This is a genomic window from Microbacterium sp. ZW T2_14 (genome assembly GCF_044987405.1).
Classification (GTDB): domain Bacteria; phylum Actinomycetota; class Actinomycetes; order Actinomycetales; family Microbacteriaceae; genus Microbacterium.
The window spans coordinates 22,747-39,451 of record NZ_JBJDRK010000014.1 but is presented as its reverse complement, the minus strand read 5'-3'; the positions used below and the strand labels follow the sequence as shown (position 1 = coordinate 39,451).

13 protein-coding genes are annotated in these 16,705 nt (G+C 70.8%); 8 read left to right on the top strand and 5 right to left on the bottom strand.

From position 1 onward, the window contains the following. Positions 1–65: 65 nt before the first annotated feature. Complete coding sequence (locus tag ACI3KY_RS07000; protein ID WP_404929461.1) at positions 66–449, top strand: hypothetical protein; 384 nt, start codon at positions 66–68, stop codon at positions 447–449. Positions 450–631: 182 nt separating this feature from the next. On the opposite strand, the gene ACI3KY_RS06995 is transcribed toward ACI3KY_RS07000, so the two are convergent. Further along, the gene (locus ACI3KY_RS06995) at positions 632–1,969 is read right to left on the bottom strand and encodes a TetR/AcrR family transcriptional regulator (protein ID WP_404929460.1); all 1,338 of its coding nucleotides are present in this window, start codon (positions 1,967–1,969) and stop codon (positions 632–634) included. A gap of 164 nt (positions 1,970–2,133) precedes the next feature. Between ACI3KY_RS06995 and ACI3KY_RS06990 the strand changes: the two genes are divergently transcribed. Continuing rightward, positions 2,134–3,438, top strand: a complete 1,305-nt coding sequence (locus ACI3KY_RS06990) for an MFS transporter (protein WP_404929459.1) — start codon at positions 2,134–2,136, stop codon at positions 3,436–3,438. After that, positions 3,438–5,279 (top strand): glycoside hydrolase family 3 protein, encoded by a 1,842-nt coding sequence (locus ACI3KY_RS06985; RefSeq protein WP_404929458.1) that lies wholly within the window; start codon positions 3,438–3,440, stop codon positions 5,277–5,279. Before ACI3KY_RS06990 ends, ACI3KY_RS06985 begins: the two co-directional genes overlap by 1 nt. A gap of 193 nt (positions 5,280–5,472) precedes the next feature. On the opposite strand, the gene ACI3KY_RS06980 is transcribed toward ACI3KY_RS06985, so the two are convergent. Beyond that, entirely contained in the window at positions 5,473–5,934 is a 462-nt protein-coding gene (locus tag ACI3KY_RS06980) for a GNAT family N-acetyltransferase (protein WP_404929457.1), read from the bottom strand. A 187-nt stretch (positions 5,935–6,121) separates the two neighbouring features. Here ACI3KY_RS06980 and ACI3KY_RS06975 point away from each other — a divergent pair, with 187 nt between their 5' ends. After that, positions 6,122–7,885, top strand: a complete 1,764-nt coding sequence (locus tag ACI3KY_RS06975; RefSeq protein WP_404929456.1) for a formate--tetrahydrofolate ligase — start codon at positions 6,122–6,124, stop codon at positions 7,883–7,885. A gap of 250 nt (positions 7,886–8,135) precedes the next feature. Here ACI3KY_RS06975 and ACI3KY_RS06970 read toward each other — a convergent pair whose 3' ends face one another. Together ACI3KY_RS06970 and ACI3KY_RS06965 are read right to left on the bottom strand one after the other, a co-directional pair. Continuing rightward, positions 8,136–9,407 carry a GNAT family N-acetyltransferase gene (locus ACI3KY_RS06970; protein WP_404929455.1) on the bottom strand — a complete coding sequence of 424 codons (1,272 nt, stop codon included), beginning with the start codon at positions 9,405–9,407 and terminating at the stop codon, positions 8,136–8,138. Between the two features lie 78 nt (positions 9,408–9,485). After that, the gene (locus ACI3KY_RS06965) at positions 9,486–9,845 is read right to left on the bottom strand and encodes a VOC family protein (RefSeq protein WP_194412011.1); all 360 of its coding nucleotides are present in this window, start codon (positions 9,843–9,845) and stop codon (positions 9,486–9,488) included. A gap of 194 nt (positions 9,846–10,039) precedes the next feature. Between ACI3KY_RS06965 and ACI3KY_RS06960 the strand changes: the two genes are divergently transcribed. Continuing rightward, positions 10,040–12,145 carry an acyl-CoA dehydrogenase gene (locus ACI3KY_RS06960; protein ID WP_404929454.1) on the top strand — a complete coding sequence of 702 codons (2,106 nt, stop codon included), beginning with the start codon at positions 10,040–10,042 and terminating at the stop codon, positions 12,143–12,145. Between the two features lie 234 nt (positions 12,146–12,379). Here ACI3KY_RS06960 and ACI3KY_RS06955 read toward each other — a convergent pair whose 3' ends face one another. Next, positions 12,380–12,784, bottom strand: coding sequence for a glucose-6-phosphate dehydrogenase (locus ACI3KY_RS06955; RefSeq protein WP_404929453.1), 405 nt, complete (start codon positions 12,782–12,784; stop codon positions 12,380–12,382). Between the two features lie 171 nt (positions 12,785–12,955). On the opposite strand from ACI3KY_RS06955, the gene ACI3KY_RS06950 reads away from it, so the two are divergent. Genes ACI3KY_RS06950 through ACI3KY_RS06940 form a run of 3 tightly spaced genes read left to right on the top strand, consistent with a single transcriptional unit; the run spans position 12,956 to position 16,426 of the window. After that, positions 12,956–13,525: a DNA-3-methyladenine glycosylase I gene (locus ACI3KY_RS06950; RefSeq protein ID WP_404929488.1), complete on the top strand. Its 570-nt coding sequence runs from the start codon at positions 12,956–12,958 to the stop codon at positions 13,523–13,525. Positions 13,526–13,564: 39 nt separating this feature from the next. Next, positions 13,565–14,173 (top strand): TetR/AcrR family transcriptional regulator, encoded by a 609-nt coding sequence (locus ACI3KY_RS06945; RefSeq protein ID WP_404929452.1) that lies wholly within the window; start codon positions 13,565–13,567, stop codon positions 14,171–14,173. A gap of 9 nt (positions 14,174–14,182) precedes the next feature. Continuing rightward, the gene (locus ACI3KY_RS06940; protein ID WP_404929451.1) at positions 14,183–16,426 is read left to right on the top strand and encodes an LLM class flavin-dependent oxidoreductase; all 2,244 of its coding nucleotides are present in this window, start codon (positions 14,183–14,185) and stop codon (positions 16,424–16,426) included. Positions 16,427–16,705 lie beyond the last annotated feature (279 nt).

Sequence of the window (16,705 nt, the reverse complement as noted above, 5' to 3'; positions counted from 1 at the left end):
ATTTGACGTGTCGAGATGCAACCTTCAGTCTAGTGAGTAAACGCTCACTTACCAGGAAGCCGCTCATGACACCCATCGAAATCGTCCGTCTCTCCCTCGTCTTCGCGCACATCGTCGGCCTCGCTGCCGTGATCGGCTCGTACATCCTGCAGATGCCCTGGAAGCGCGGGTTCGACTTTCTGCCGCTCGTCATCGGCTCCACGGTGGCGCTCGTCACCGGGTTCGCGCTCGTCGCCGTCCGCGAGGTCTCCGATCTCGAAGTGGATCGGTGGAAGATCGTCGCCAAGCTCGCGGTGGCGCTCGCGGTGCTGGCGCTGTCGGTCGTCGGGCTCGTGCGCTCGCGGCGTCTCCAGCGGCGCGGTGCTGACGACGGCCGGCTCAAGCCGCTTCTCATCGGCGCCGGCGTCCTGGCCATGGCGAACGTCCTCATCGCACTGTTCTGGCGTTGATCGACCGGGGTGGCCGGGCTGGTCGGTGGAGCACCGCCGGCACTGATGGGACCGCCCGCAGCGCGGATCGTCTCTCGGCGGGAAGGCAGAGCCGGTGATGGCGACACGCCGGGAACGGATGCCGGAGCCCGGCGCGTCGCGTGATGGACCCGACTTCTCGCACCACGGTGGCCGCCGCGCCGTCAGGTCACCGGCAGCACGTCGGCGAGGTGGGCGGAGAGCTCGGCCGCGACATCCACCGCGGCACGGTCGTACAGCCACTGGTACTGGAGGCCGTCCCACAATGCGACGAGCCAGACGGCCTCGCGCTCGGGGTCGCGGTGGGCTGGAAGGTCGCCGTCGGCCTGTGCCGCCTGGAACAGCGCCGCGAAGTGGTCGATCGTCTGCACGTAGCGGTGCGCGAAGTATGCGTGCGCGGGGTGATCTGCCGGCACGGCCTCGCACGACAGCACCGCGTACACCTCGATGAGACCCGGCGCGTCCGTGGCGTTCTCGGCGGCGCCGCGGGGGAGCGCTCGCAGCTCGTCGGCGGCGCGGTTGCCGGGAACGAACGAGGCTCGGCCCTGGATGCCGCGGTCGCGCTCGGCCAGCACGGCACGCAGCAGCTGCTCCTTCGACGCGTAGTGGTGCAGCAGCGTCGACTTCGACACCCCGACGCGTTCGGCGATTTCGCGCAGGCTCGTGTCGCCGTACCCCTCCTCGGCGAACAGCGCCGTCGCGTCGGCGACGATCCGCGCCCGCCGTTCGCGCCCGACGCGGTATCCCGAGACATCCGTGCCCGCCTCCGGCCCGAGCGCCCACACGTCGCCGGAGAAGTCCGGCAGCGGAGGCACGGGCGCGGCGACGGCGACCGCGCCCGGGGGCGGCTCCGATGGCTCACGCCATCCCACCGGCAGGGCGAGCATGCTCTCATGCTCCTCGAGCATCCCGACCAGGTCGACGCGATCGGGCAGGTACTGCTCGAGCACCTGCAGGCCGTCCCAGGCCGCTGAGATGCGGATCGCCTCGCCCCGCGGGTCGCGGTCCGGAGCGACCGTGTCGTGCAGGATTCCCTCCTCCATCGCGGCCTCCGACACGTCGCGGAGATCGGCGTAGCGCGCGCGCATCCGCTCGTGCGCGGGATGACGTCGGGTGGATGCCTCGCCGGTGAGCGCGGCGAAGAGCGGCAGGTAGCCGGGGATCGTGGCATTGCGCTGTGCGAGGAGCGAGTAGGCGAGGGCGCCCGGGTCTTCCGAGGCGACCTGCTGGAGGAAGAGCGTCTCGTTCTCGGCCTCGAACGACTCGACGACGGCCGCGAGCAGCTCGTCCTTCGTGGCGAAGTGCTTCAGCAGCCCCGGGTGGCTGATGCCTGCGGCCGTCGCGACGTCGCGCAGCGACGCGGTGCGATAGCCGTGCGTGACGAATGTCTCGCGCGCGGCGTCCACGATGCGGGTGCGGGTGAGCCGGGCGCGATCACCCCGGGTCGCGCTCACCTCGCGCGGCTGCCGGGCGGCCTCCTCGGTCGCGGTCGTCGTCGGCACGCGGCATCCTCTCGTCTCGACCATCATAGCGAGGCGGGTTTCCAAGCGGTCGGCTTTGAGTTACCAAACGGTCGGGTTTCGTGTATCGTCGTCCGCGAGCGTCGTGGCCGACGCTTGCGGACGCCTGTATCCACGCGGCGTCCACCCGTGTGAAAGGACTCCCGATGACAGAGATGTCACCTGCCGCGACGGTCGCCGCCGCCGGCACCACCGGCTTCAAGGCCCCCGGCACGACGCCCGAGAAGACGCCCCGCGGCTACGCGCCGGGTCTCGCCGCCGTCAACTTCGGCGTCTACCTGGCTCTGCTGACGCCGGTGCTGGTCTCGATGGCCTTCAAGATCCAGCACATCTCGGCCACCCCTGAACAGGCCACCGCGAACCTCGGGCTCGTCTCCGGCGTCGGCGCACTCTTCGCGCTCATCGCCAACCCGCTCGCGGGGCGCCTGTCGGACCGCACGACGTCGCGCTTCGGCATGCGCCGCCCGTGGATCCTCGGCGGCGCCCTCGTCGGGGTCGGTGCCTTCCTGCTGATCGGCATCGCCGGCTCGGTGTGGGTCGTCCTCCTCGGCTGGTGCCTCGCCCAGGCGTCGCTCAACGCCGTGCTCGCCGCGGCCAACGCGACGCTGCCCGATCAGACACCGGTCGCGAGCCGCGGCCGGGTGTCCGGCATCGTGGGCATCACGACCCCCCTCGCCATCCTGGCCGGCAGCTTCCTCATCAACTTCATCGGCGACGACGTGCTGCGCTTCCTGGTGCCGGCGCTCATCGCTCTCGTCCTCGCCGTCGTCTTCGTCGCGCTGCTGAAGGATCGCCGGCTCGACCAGAAGCCCTCGCAGCGGCTGACCGTCGGCCAGTTCTTCGGCTCGTTCGTCTTCAACCCGGTCAAGCACCCCGACTTCGGCTGGACATGGCTGACGAAGTTCATGATCATGTTCGGCTACGCGGGCATCGCGACCTTCCTGCCGTACTTCCTCACGCAGAAGTTCGACCTCGACGAGCAGACCGCGATCTCGACCATCCTGATCGCGAACATGGCGTCGACCGTCGGCATGGTCATCTCCAGCCCGCTCGGCGGGGTGCTGTCCGACCGGTTCGGCAAGCGCCGGCCCTTCGTCGCGCTCGCCGGCATCATCATGGTGGTCGGTCTCGTGGTGCTCGCCTTCGCCCCGTCGGTGCCGGTGGTCATCCTGGCCCAGGGCATCATCGGCCTGGGCGCCGGCTCGTTCTTCTCCGTCGACCTGGCCCTCGCCACGCAGGTGCTGCCGAATCCGGACGACACTGCGAAGGACCTGGGCGTGCTCAACATGGCCAACGCGCTGCCGCAGTCGATCGCTCCCGCGATCGCGCCGCTCGTGATCGCCATCGGCGCGGGCACCGCGATCGGCGGCTACAGCCTCTGGTACCTCGTCGGTGCCGCCGTCGCGCTCGCCGGCGCGATCCTCGTCTACCGCATCAAGGGAGTGAAGTGATGACCGACACCACGACAACGGATGCCGCGACCTCGGCCTCGGCCTCGGCCGGCGCCGCGCGCCCCTGGCTCGACGCGGGCCTGCCGGTCGACGAGCGCGTCGAGCTGCTGCTCGCAGAGATGACGGTGGAGGAGAAGGCGGGCCTGCTCTTCCAGACGATGATCACCATGGGCGAGGACGGCGAGCTCGCCGAAGCCGACCCGGCGTTCGGGCTCCCGTCGAACCGCGAGTACGTGGTCGACAAGGGCATGACGCACTTCAACCTGCTCGGCGTCGCCCCCACCGCGGGCGCGATCGCACGCTGGCACAACAAGCTGCAGGAGCTCGCGGCATCCACTCGTCTCGGCATCCCCGTGACGATCTCGACCGATCCGCGGCACTCGTTCACCGAGAATCCCGGTGCGGCGATGCTCGCCGGCCCCTTCTCGCAGTGGCCCGACGCCCTCGGTCTCGCGGCCACCCGCGACGCGGCGCTCGTCGAGCGGTTCGGCGACATCGCGCGCCAGGAGTACACCGCGGTCGGCATCCGCGTCGCGCTGCACCCGCAGGTCGACCTCGCGACCGAGCCCCGCTGGGCGCGCGCGCTGCAGACGTTCGGAGAAGACGCGGAGCTCTCGGGCGAACTCGGTGCCGCGTACATCCGCGGGTTCCAGAACGGCGAGTCCTTCGGGCCCGGCGCGGTCTCGGCGATGGTCAAGCACTTCCCCGGCGGCGGGCCGCAGAAGGACGGCGAGGACCCGCACTTCGCCTACGGACGCGAGCAGGTCTACCCGGGCGGCAAGTTCGAGCTGCACCTGAAGCCGTTCGAAGCGGCCTTCGAGGCAGGGGTGCGTCAGGTCATGCCCTACTACGGCATGCCGGTCGGCACCGAGTACGAGGAGGTCGGCTTCGGCTTCAACAAGTCGGTGCTCACCGGCCTGCTGCGCGAGCGCTACGGCTTCGACGGCATCGTGTGCACCGACTGGGGCCTCGTCAACGACGCTGCGATCTTCGGTCAGCCGTTCCCCGCCCGTGCGTGGGGTGTCGAGCACCTCACACCGGCCGAGCGGGTGCTCAAGATCCTGGATGCCGGTGCCGACCAGTTCGGCGGCGAGGCGTGCCCCGAGATCGTGGTCGAGCTGGTGGGTACGGGTGCGGTGTCGCCGGAGCGCCTCGACGTGTCGGCGCGCCGCCTGCTGCGCGAGAAGTTCCTGCTCGGTCTGTTCGACAACCCGTTCGTCGACGCCGAAGCGGCCGACACGATCGTGGGCTCGGCGCAGTTCCGCGCCGAAGGCGACGCCGCCCAGCGCGCGTCGATCACCGTGCTGTCGAACCGCGCCCTCGCATCGGACGCTCCCCGACAGGCTCAGGAATCCGTGCTGCCGTTCGCGCGCGGCGTGAAGCTGTACGTCGAAGGCATCGAGCCGGACGTCGCCGCCGCATACGGAGAGGTCGTGTCATCTCCAGCTGAGGCGGATGTCGCGATCCTGCGCCTGCAGGCGCCGTTCGAGCAGCGTGAGACGACGTTCGAGAACTTCTTCCACGCCGGTTCACTCGAGTTCCCCGCCGACGTGCTCGCACACATCGCCGAGATCTCGGCGGCCGTGCCGACGGTGGTCGACGTCTTCCTCGACCGCCCCGCGCTCCTGGGTCCGGTCGTCGAGACGGCCCACGCGGTGATCGGCAACTGGGGCGCGAGCGGCGCGGCGCTGCTCGACGTGCTGAGCGGCGCAGCGCCTGCGCAGGGCAGGCTGCCGTTCGACATCCCGTCGTCGATGGCGGCCGTCGAGGCCTCGCGCCCCGACGTACCCTTCGACACCGCCGATCCGCTGTTCCGCTTCGGCCACGGGCTGTCGCTCTGACCCTGCGCTGACCCGCGGAACGGATGCCGCGCAGCGACCTCGCGGCGCGGCATCCGTCCGTCTTGCTGTCCGCTTCATGTGCTCTCGCCGAGTTGACACGTCACGCGCGTCGGCATCGTGTGCGTTCGGCGAGAACACCTGATGTCGACGGAGCTCGCGGGCGTCCATCCCCAGCAGAGCAGGGAGGGTCGGCTCACAGCTCCTGGAAGAAGTAGTACGCCCGTTCTTCGGTCTGCGGGTCGGATCCGTGGAAGCCGTGGCGTTCGTAGAAGCGCTGCGCGTCGACGTCGCCCTCGTCGACGTTGATCTCGATGACCGACACCCCGTCACGGCGGCAGTCGGCGATCAGACGCTCCACGATCGCGCCGCCGATGCCGGCCCCACGCGCGGGCGGTGCGACGTACATCTCGTCGAGCAGCGCGACCGGGCCCGGGTACCAGACGTTCGGACGCAGGGTCACAAGGGCGATGCCCACGGCGGGCTCCCCGCCCAGCAGTGCGAACGTCTGCGTCCCGGCGAGCAGGCCGCGTAAGCGCTCGGCCAGCACGGCCGCACCCGGCGAGGCGGTGTCGAACTCCGTGTTGAAGTCGTGCAGCAGCGCTGCCACGCGCGCGGCGTCGTCGACCGTGGCCCTGCGTACCTCCGCCGTCGCCATGGCTCCAACGGTAGAGAGCGGGCCGCGGCCGCACCACCCTCTTGCCCGCCGCCCGCCGCCGGGCTGTGGAAAAGCCCGGCTCGCGCCCGGCGATCCGGGGCACCCGCACATAGGCTGACGACAGCGGGCGACGGTGCCCGCGACGGCGCGCATGGCGCCGGGGACGGTGCGTGTCGAGGGAGTCCGCGTGGCCACCAGCAATATCGAGATCGCCCAGCATGCCGACCTCTGGCCCATCGGGCGGATCGCCCAGGACCTCGGCATCCCCGACGACGAGCTCGAGCCGTACGGCCGCTACAAGGCGAAGGTGTCGCTGCGGCACCTGCAGAGCCTCCGCGACAGCCCGCGCGGGCGGCTCGTGCTGATGACCGCCGTGTCGCCGACCCCGGCCGGCGAGGGCAAGACCACGACCACCGTCGGCCTCGGCGACGCGCTCCGGCGCATCGGCGAACGGTCGATGATCTGCCTCCGCGAGCCGGCGTTGGGGCCGGTGTTCGGGATGAAGGGCGGCGCCGCGGGCGGCGGGTACGCGCAGGTCGTGCCCATGGAAGACATCAACCTCCACTTCACCGGTGACTTCTCGGCGATCGGCATCGCCACAAACCTGCTCGCCGCTCTGATCGACAACCACGTGCACCACGGCAACGCGCTCGGCATCGATGTGCGGCGCGTCACGTGGCGGCGCGTGCTCGACGTCAATGACCGGGCGCTGCGCGACACGGTCATCGGCCTCGGCGGGCCGGGCAACGGCTACCCGCGCGAGGGCGGCTTCGACATCGTGGTGGCCAGCGAGGTCATGGCGATCTTCTGCCTCGCGACCGGCCTCGCCGATCTCAAGGAGCGTCTCGGCGAGATCGTCGTCGCCTACACGCGCGACCGCACGCCCGTCCGGGCCCGCGACCTGCAGGCCCATGGCGCGATGGCCGCGATCCTGCGCGACGCCCTCGCCCCCAATCTCGTGCAGACCCTCGAGCACACCCCGGCGTTCGTGCACGGGGGTCCCTTCGCGAACATCGCGCACGGCTGCAACTCGTACCTGGCGACCGACTCCGCGTTGCGCATGGCCGACTACGTCGTCACCGAGGCGGGTTTCGGCGCCGACCTCGGTGCGGAGAAGTTCGTCGACATCCTCTGCCGCACGACCGGCCTGCGACCCGACGTCGCCGTCGTCGTCGCGACCGTGCGGGCGATGAAGTACCACGGCGGCGTCGAGGTCGCCGACCTGCCGCACGAGAACGTCGCCGCGCTCGAGCACGGCACTGCCAACCTGGTGCGGCATCTGACGACGATCCGCGAGACCTGGGGCATCCCGGCGGTCGTCGCGATCAACCATCGCACGGAAGACACGGATGCCGAGATCTCGGCGCTGCTCGCCGCGTCGGAGGCCGTCGGGGTCACGGCCGTGGTCGCGAGGCACTTCGCCGAGGGCGGTGCCGGCGCGGAGGACCTCGCACGCGAGGTGGTGCGCCTGTGCGCGCGCGGTCCGGTGGCCGCCCTTCGACAGGCTCAGGGACCGGGTGTGGCGCAGGGACCGGGTGGCGCAGAGCCTGTCGGTGGGGTCGCTGAGCCTGTCGAAGCGCTGCGCTTCACGTACCCCGACGACGCGACGCTGTGGCAGAAGATGAGCGCGATCGCGACCCGCATCTACGGGGCGTCGGAGGTGACGGCGTCGACCTCCGTGCGTGCACAGATCAAGCGCCTGCAGGACGAGGGCTACGGCGGCTATCCGGTGTGCGTGGCGAAGACGCAGTACTCGTTCTCGACCGACCCGAGGCTGCGCGGCGCACCGACCGGCCACGTCGTCGACATCCGGGAAGTGCGCCTCGCCGCCGGCGCACGCTTCGTCGTGATGGTCTGCGGCGACATCATGACGATGCCCGGCCTGCCCGCGGTTCCGGCCGCGAACACGATCGACATCGATGATGACGGCCGCATCGTCGGGCTCTTCTGACGGCAGTGCCTGTTCCTCAACTGAGGATCTGCGCCGAGCTGCGGAGCCGGCCGCGGCGTGTCGCTCCTCATTCCGGCCAGGTTCCTCAGATGAGGAACGCGTCCCTCCTCCGGGTGCGTTTCCTCAGCTGAGGATCTGCGCCGAGCTGCGGAGCATGCGACCGCGTGTCGCTCCTCATCTCGGCTCGGTTCCTCAACTGAGGAACGCGCGAACCGACGCCCAGCCCCCTGTCCCGGGTGCGCGCCGGGCGTCAGGCCGGCGGGAACGTGCGCACGCGCTCGACCCGCAGCACGTGGGGGAGGGCCGCCACATCGCGCGTGCCGTCGGCGCGGGGGAACTCGTACACGTCGAGCATGAGCTGCATCGGGTAGTCGATCGTCTGGCGCACCGTCTTGACCCAGCGATGGTCGATGAAGAACCGCACATCGTCGGGCGTCCACTCGACGGCATAGTCGTGCATCGCGGTGAGGTCCCCGTCGACGCGGACCTTCTCGAAGTCCTGACGCAGGCGCGGGTCGTGCTGTGCCTTCACTCCGACACCGACCCAGCCTCCCGCGTCGTCGATCTCGGAGCCGAAGATCTCGGCGATGCAGATCTCGCCGCAGTCATCCGGCCGGTCCTCGAAGCCGATCGGCCAGCAGGCGACCATCGCGTCCGGGTGGCGCACCGCGGCCATCCGCACCTCGATCACCCCGAACCGCGGAAGATGCAGGCGGCGCTCGGGCTGCGCCTCGCGCACGACGAGACCGTCACGGAAGCGATGCTGGCCGGCGGGGCTGCCGAGCGGTCCCGAGAACTGGCCGGTCTGCAGATGCGAGACGCGGTTCCCCTCGTCGAACTCCGGCGACCACGGAGGTGTGTCGGCGTCGATGCGCAACTCCAGCGCGTCCGGCGCGATGGAGTACCGCGCCGCCGCGCGCTCTCGCGACGACCAGTGAGCGAGGTAGTAGGGCCACCACACCTTCTCGTCGAGCACGCCTTCGTCGAACCGCTCGTCGAGGTCGGGTTCGCGGGCGTCGAGGTCGAGCGGTGACATGTCGAGGACCCAGGTGTTGAAGGCGAGCCGGCCGCCGCGCCACGGCATGCTGCCCGAGTCGCGATGTGCGAATCCCGCGGTGCGGCACAGCGCGTTCGACCCAGGGTTGTCGACGCCCGGGTAGGCGACGAGCATCGTGCGTTCGCCGCGCGCAGCCACCAGCCGGATGATCAGCCTCAGCGCCGCCCCGGCGATCCCCCGCCGCTGCCACTCGGGGAAGACATGCCATCCCGTCTCCCACGCCGGCGTGCCGTCGTGCTCGACCTGCCAGTATCCGATGCCGCCGACGGGGGTGCCGTCGACCTCGATCCGGTACATCGCGGCTTCCCCCGCGGCAACGAGACGCAGGTAGCGCTCCTGACGCTCCTCGAGCTGCGCCGGTGTCTCGGGGCCGCCCAGATGCGCCGTCATCTCGGCCGTGTTGGCGCGCTCCAGCAGCGGGAGGTCGGCAGGACCCCACGGCGCGAGCGTCACGGCTGCGTTCATCGCGCCCATTGTGCGCCGTCCCGCCGACACCGCACCACCCCTGCGTGCCCGCGCCGGCAGCCCCCCGGCATCCTCGACTCAGCGGTCCGTCACGAGGAGCGTGTTGCCGTCGGGATCCGTCGCGGTGAAGAACAGACAGCGGTCGGGGTCGCCCAGCATGTCGCCGGGGTGTGCACCGAGCCGGGCGAGTCGCTCGTGCACCGACGCGAGATCGTCGACACGAAAATTGCACGTCGCCCACGGCAGGCCAGGCTCGACGCGGATGCCGCTCTTCGGGCTCATCAGCGTCACCTGGCCGTGCGACCCGGCGAGCACGCTCGAGAAGTCGGTCTCGTCGGCGATGGCGAGGCCGAAGGTGTCGGCATACCAGTGCGCCCCCGCGCGGGCGTCGCTGACGGGGATGAACGCGGTCGTGATCGCAGTCGGCGGGGGCGTCATGGCGATGAGCCTACGTCCGTCCGCCGACTCGCACAGGGGGGTGATCGCGCCCGCCTGTGCGTCTCGCACAACGCCTGGACGACCCGTCTCGCATCCGCGTTGTGGGATTCCGCCAGTCGCTTTGAGTCCAGGTTGTGGGAGTCCTACCGTCGAAGTGACCTTACTTCTGTCCATCGCACCGAGAGGTGATGCACATGGCCGACGCCGCCGTCCGCACCAAGAAGCCCGCCACCAGCAAGCGCACGCCCGCCGGCGGCGCCCCGACCGCCCCGCACACGGCGGCCGAGGCATCCGAACCGCGCATCGACATCTCCGCGGTCACCGATCTGCTCCTCGGCACGTGGGGTGAGACCCGACGCGAGGCCCGCGAGATGATCAAGGACCCCGCGTTCTGGCGCGTCGAAGGCCAGTCGATGGCCGAGCACCGCGAGCGCGTGCTGACGCAGCTGCACCTGCTCGTCGAGCACGGCGGTTCGCAGCGCGCGATGCCGGAGCGGTACGGCGGCAAGAACGACAACGGCGCGAACCTCGCCGGCTTCCAGGAGCTCGTGCTGGCCGACCCCAGCCTGCAGATCAAGTCGGGCGTGCAGTGGGGCCTGTTCGGCTCGGCGGTGTTCCAGCTCGGCACCGAGAAGCATCACGAGGAATGGCTGGCGGGCATCCTCGACCTCTCGATCCCCGGCGCGTTCGCGATGACCGAGACCGGCCATGGATCGGATGTCGCGGCCATCGGCACGACCGCGACCTACGACGCCGACGCCGAGGAGTTCGTGATCCACACGCCGTTCCGCGGCGCGTACAAGGACTACCTGGGCAACGCGGCGCTCCACGGCAAGGCGGCGACCGTGTTCGCGCAGCTCATCACCGGCGGCGTCAACTACGGCGTGCACTGCTTCTTCGTGCCGATCCGCGACGACCAGGGCGACATGATGCCCGGCATCATCAGCGAGGACGACGGCGTCAAGGGCGGCCTCAACGGCATCGACAACGGTCGCCTCGCGTTCGATCACGTGCGCGTGCCGCGCTTCAACATGCTCGACCGCTACGGCCAGGTCGCCGCGGACGGCTCGTACACGTCCGACATCCCGAGCCCCGGTCGCCGCTTCTTCACGATGCTCGGCGCGCTGGTGCAGGGCCGCGTCTCGCTCGACGGCGCCGCGACCACCGGCACCGCACTGGCCTTGCACATCGCGCTGACGTACGCGAACCAGCGCCGCCAGTTCGATTCCGGCGCCGGCACCGAAGAGGTCGTGCTCCTCGACTACGGCAAGCACCAGCGGCGCCTGCTGCCGCTGCTGGCCCAGAACTACGCGCAGTTCTTCAGCCACGACGAGCTGCTGCGGAAGTTCGACGGGGTCTTCTCGGGGCGCACCGACACGTCCGACGAGCGCGAGGATCTCGAGACGCTCGCCGCGGCGCTGAAGCCGCTCAGCACGTGGAACGCTCTCAACACGATCCAGGAGGCCCGTGAGGCGTGCGGCGGCTCCGGCTTCCTCGCCGAGAACCGCCTGGTCGGCCTGCACCACGACCTCGACGTCTACGCCACCTTCGAGGGTGACAACAACGTCCTCCTGCAGCTGGTCGGCAAGCGGCTCCTGTCGGACTACGCCAAGCAGTTCAAGGGGGCGGATGCCGCGAAGCTGGCCCGCTTCGCGGCACGGCAGACCGCCGGCAAGCTGTTCCACGGCGCGGGCCTGCGTCAGCTCGGCCAGGCCGTCGCGGACTTCGGCTCGACGGCCCGTTCGGTGGAGCTGGGCCTGCGCGAGGACCAGCAGCACGAGCTGCTCGCCGGTCGCGTGCAGCGGATGGTGGCCGATGTCGCGTCGGCGCTGCGCCCGGCGTCCAAGCTGTCGCCGGCGGCGGCCGCCGAGCTCTTCAACAGCCACCAGGCCGAGCTCATCGAGGCGGCTCGCGCCCACGCCGAGCTCCTGCAGTGGGAGGCGTTCACCGACGGGGTGAACCGCGTCTCCGACGAGGGCACCGCGCAGGTGCTCACGTGGCTGCGCGATCTGTTCGGGATGCACCTGATCGAGAAGCACCTCGCGTGGTACCTCATCAGCGGGCGGCTCTCGGCGCAGCGCGCGGCATCCGTCTCCCGCTATATCGATCGCCTCAGCGCGCGGCTGCGCCCCCACGCGCAGGATCTCGTCGACGCCTACGGCTTCGCGCCCGAGCACGTGCGGGCGCCCATCGCGTCGGGTGCCGAGCGTGCCCGTCAGGACGAGGCCCGCGACTACTACCGCGCGCTCGCCGCGTCGGGCAACGCGCCGGTGTCGGAGAAGTCGCTCAAGAAGAAGTGACGGGATCGTCGCCGGCCGGCGAGGTCACGGAACGGTAACGATGCGTGACAGGGGGTCCGGAATCGGGTGGTTCCGGACAGATCCCTTGTGAAGGCAGCTTCCGAGCCGTCCGCGCATCGGGCTTCGCGCGTGGCGGAGGACGTCTTCACCGGGGGCCGCGCATCGGGTACGCGGTCCCCTCCTTCGTGTTCCGATGTCACTCAGGAGGGCGCCGGCGCGCGAGTGAAGGGTGGGTCAGGCGGCCCAGCCGCACATGCCGCACTCGCCGGTCGCCGAGATCTCGACGAAGCAGTTCGGGCACATCGCGCGCACGCGGTCGGGGATGGTCGGCTTCGAGACACGGCGCTCGGCCGCCGGCCGCGACGCGGGTCGCCCCGTGGCGCGAGCGGGAGCAAGGGATGCCGCAGCCGTCGGCCGCGGGATCTCCGGGCGATGCTCGGCGCAGTAGAAGCGCACGTAGCCGTCGTGGTTCTTCGGATGCCGGTGCTTGAACGCCCAGAGCTCGCTGCGCTCGCGCGGCTCGGAGTCGGCGCCGCAGGTGAAGCACCGCGTCGGCTCTCCGGGCACGATGTCGGCGACCAGCACGAGAGTGTCGAACGGGATGGCATCCCGCCAGTCCGACGAAGCGACGATCTTCATGGCGTTTCCTCCCTGCGTGGACCGCACAGGCCCGACATTCCAAGGTAAGCGACGGGGGAGGCCTCCGGCGACCGAACGTGTGACCTCCACATGAAGGTTGAACGGCCGGTCGGGTCTGCCTCCGGTGCGGGCCGGCGGGTCGGTGCCCGCGCATAGTCTGACCGGGTGAGCATCGACGTCCGCTTCGGAGCCGACGGCCGCGCGCGCTGCGCGTGGGTCGGCGACGACCTCGAATACGCCCGCTATCACGACGAGGAGTGGGGCGTTCCGCTGCACGGCGATCGGGCGCTCTTCGAGAAGATGAGCCTGGAGGGCTTCCAGGCGGGCCTGTCGTGGATCACGATCCTGCGCAAGCGTCCGCGGTTCCGCGAGGTCTTCGCGGGATTCGAGCCCGCAGCCGTGGCGGCGTTCGGCGAGGACGACATCGCGCGATTGATGACGGATGCCGGCATCATCCGCAATCGCGCCAAGATCGAGGCCACGATCTCCAACGCACGGCTCGTGCTCGACCTGGAACCGGGTGAGCTTGACACGTTCATGTGGTCGTTCGCCCCGGCATCCCATCGTCGCCCGGCGACGTTCGCGGAGGTGCCCGCCACGACCCCGGCGTCGGACGCGCTGAGCAAGGCCCTGCGCAAGCGCGGTTTCCGCTTCGTCGGGCCGACGACGATGTACGCGCTGATGCAGTCGGCCGGCATGGTCGACGATCACGTCGACGGCTGCTGGCGCGTGATGTCCTAGAAACGGATAGCTTATCCGTTTCGGGTGTACGCTGGAGGAATGAGCCCCCGAGCCGATGCTGTTCGCAGCCGTGAGCGCATTCTCGAAGTCGCGCGCCGGCACGACGCGCGCTCACTGCGGCTCAACGACATCGCCCGCGATGCCGGCGTCGGGATCGGCACCGTTTACCGCCACTTCCCGACCGTCCGGGCGCTGATCGAGGCCCTCAGCGTCGAGACCCTCTTCCGCCTGGGTGCGGCGGCCGACCGGGCCCTCAGCGAGCCCGATGCGCACGCCGCGTTCCGGGGGTTCCTCGAGGAAGCGGTCGTCCTGCAGCTGCAGGACGGCGGCCTCGAGACCGTGCTCACGGACCTCGCCCTCACCGATCCCGGCCTGCACGACGAGTGCTCCGTCGCGCGGGGCAAGGTCTTCGCGGGGTACGACGCGGTGCTCTCGCGCGCGCAGCGGGACGGTGTGGCGCGCGACGACCTGTCGGTCGCGCAGCTGCAGCGCCTGATCTGCGGCATCGAGCACGCCGTACGTCTCGGCGCCCCTGCCGATCGCGACCTCCTGCTCGACATCCTGGTCTCCGGCATGCGCCCGGGAACCCTCGACTCATCGGCCGCGACGGCGGCCGCGCCGAACCGCCGCAGCGCGACCATCGGCTGAAAGGACCCCGTGGACTACGGACACGCGCTCGAATTCGGCGCCTTCATCACCCCGGCCGCAGCGACCCCCGAGGCGCCCGTGCTGCTGTCGCAAGTGGCCGAGGCATCCGGCCTCGATCTCGTCACGTTCCAGGACCACCCGTACCAGCCGGCGTTCCTCGACACGTGGACGCTCATGTCGTACGTCGCGGCGCGGACCGACAGCATCCGTATCGCGCCGAACGTGCTCAACGTGCCGCTGCGGCCGCCGGCGGTCGTGGCACGCGCCGCGGCGAGCATCGACCTGCTGTCGGGCGGGCGCTTCGATCTGGCGCTCGGCGCCGGCGGGTTCTGGGACGCCATCGAGGCGATGGGCGGTACGCGCCTCACTCCCGGCCAGGCGGTCACGGCGCTCGAAGAGGCGATCGATCTCATCCGCGAACTGTGGCGCACCGACGCACGCGGCGGCGTGTTCACCGACGGCCGGTACCACCGGGTGCACGGAGCCAAGCGCGGCCCACGGCCCGCGCACGAGGTGCCGATCCACATCGGGGCGTACAAGCCGCGCATGCTGTCGCTGACCGGCCGCAAGGGCGACGGCTGGCTGCCGTCGCTGGGGTACATGCAGCCCGGGGACCTCGCGAAGGGCAACGCCGCCATCGACGAGGCGGCGGCGTCGGTCGGTCGTGATCCGCGCGAGATCCGCCGCCTGCTGAACGTCGGCCAGCTCGCCGCCGACCCGCGCGAGTTCGCCGAGCGCCTCGCGCAGCTCGCGCTCGAGGACGGCATCGGCACGTTCATCCTCGCCGGCGACGACCCGAACCTGCTGCAGCGCTTCGGGGAGGACGTGGCCCCCGCTGTGCGCGAGCTCGTCGCGGCCGAACGCGGCACCCGCGGCGTCTCGGCCGCGCCGGTGAGGTCATCGGCGGCGCTCGCCGCCCGCCGCGACGGCATCGCCTACGAAGACGTCCCGGAAGGACTCCACGCGATCGAGCCCGGCGACTTCGACTACGGCGACGTGCGCGCGACCTACATGCGGGGCGGCGCGCCGGGACTCGTGCTGCAGCCGGCGTCGGCCGAGCAGGTCGCAGCGGCGATCGGCTTCGCGCGGCGGCATCCCGAGCTTCCCCTCTCGGTGCGCAGCGGCGGCCACGGGATCAGCGGCCGGAGCACCAACGACGGCGGCATCGTGATCGACCTCCGCCGCCTCGACGAGATCGAGGTGCTCGACGTCGATCGCCGCCTGGTGCGGGTCGGACCCGGCGCCCGCTGGGCGCAGGTCGCCGCCGTCCTGGGCGAGCACGGCTGGGCGCTGACCTCCGGCGACTACGGGGGCGTGGGCGTCGGCGGCCTCGCGACAGCGGGCGGCATCGGCCTGCTCGCGCGCGAGCAGGGCCTCACGATCGACCACCTGCGCGCGGCGGAGGTGGTGCTCGCCGACGGCTCGATCGTGCGGACGGATGCCGAGACCCATCCCGACCTGTTCTGGGCGGTCCGCGGGGCCGGCGCCAACGTCGGGATCGTCACCGCGTTCGAGTTCGAGGTCGACGAGATCGGTCAGGTGGGCTACGCGCAGCTCGCGTTCCAGGTCGACGACGTGGCCGCGTTCCTCGAGGGCTATGGCCGCATCGTCGAAGCGTCGCCCCGCGATCTCACGATGTTCCTCATGACCGGCGGCCCTCGGCCGGGGCAGCCGCAGGTCGTGCAGCTGTACGGCGTCGTCGATTCCGACGACCCCGACACGATCATCGCCCGCCTGCAGCCGTTCGCCGAGCTCGCCCCGCTCGTGCAGCAGTCGGTGCAGCTGACGACGTACGCGCAGATCATGGGCAACGCCGATCTCGGCCCCCAGCACGGTGCGGGGGAGCCGCACTCGCGCTCCGGTCTCATCGAGCACGTCACGCCCGCCTTCGCCGCGGCGGCGGCACGGATGCTGCAGTCCGGCGCCGTGCCGTTCTTCCAGCTGCGCGCGGTCGGCGGGGCCGTGGCCGACGTCGCCGAGGATGCCACTGCCTACGCGCACCGGTCGGCGAACTTCTCGGTCACGGCGCTCGGATCGCACCCCGACCGGCTCGACGTCCAGTGGCGCGAGGTGGCCGCGTACATCGACGGCTCGTACCTGAGCTTCGACTCGTCCCAGCGCCCCGAGCGGATCGCCGAGGCCTTCCCGCCCGCGACGCTCGCCCGCCTGCGCGCGGTCAAAGCGGCGTACGACCCGACCCGCGTCTTCCGCGACAACTTCGCGGTCGAGCCCGCGGATTCCGCCGCGGCCTGAGCCGCGGCATCCACCCTCCCGTCGCCCGTTCGTGACCCCCGAACCACCACCGCACGCGTTCGGGGTCACAACACGCGGCAACGTCCGCGCCGAAGCCACCATTCGTGACCCCCGAACCACCACCGCACGCGTTCGGGGGTCACAACACGCGGCAACGTCGGCGCGGAAGCCACGCCTTGTGACCCCGAACCACAGCCTCGGTCGTTGAGCGAGCGAGGAACGAGCGAGACGAAACGCGTCGAGCCGGGGCAGACTCCGCGGGATCGAGCAGGATTCAGG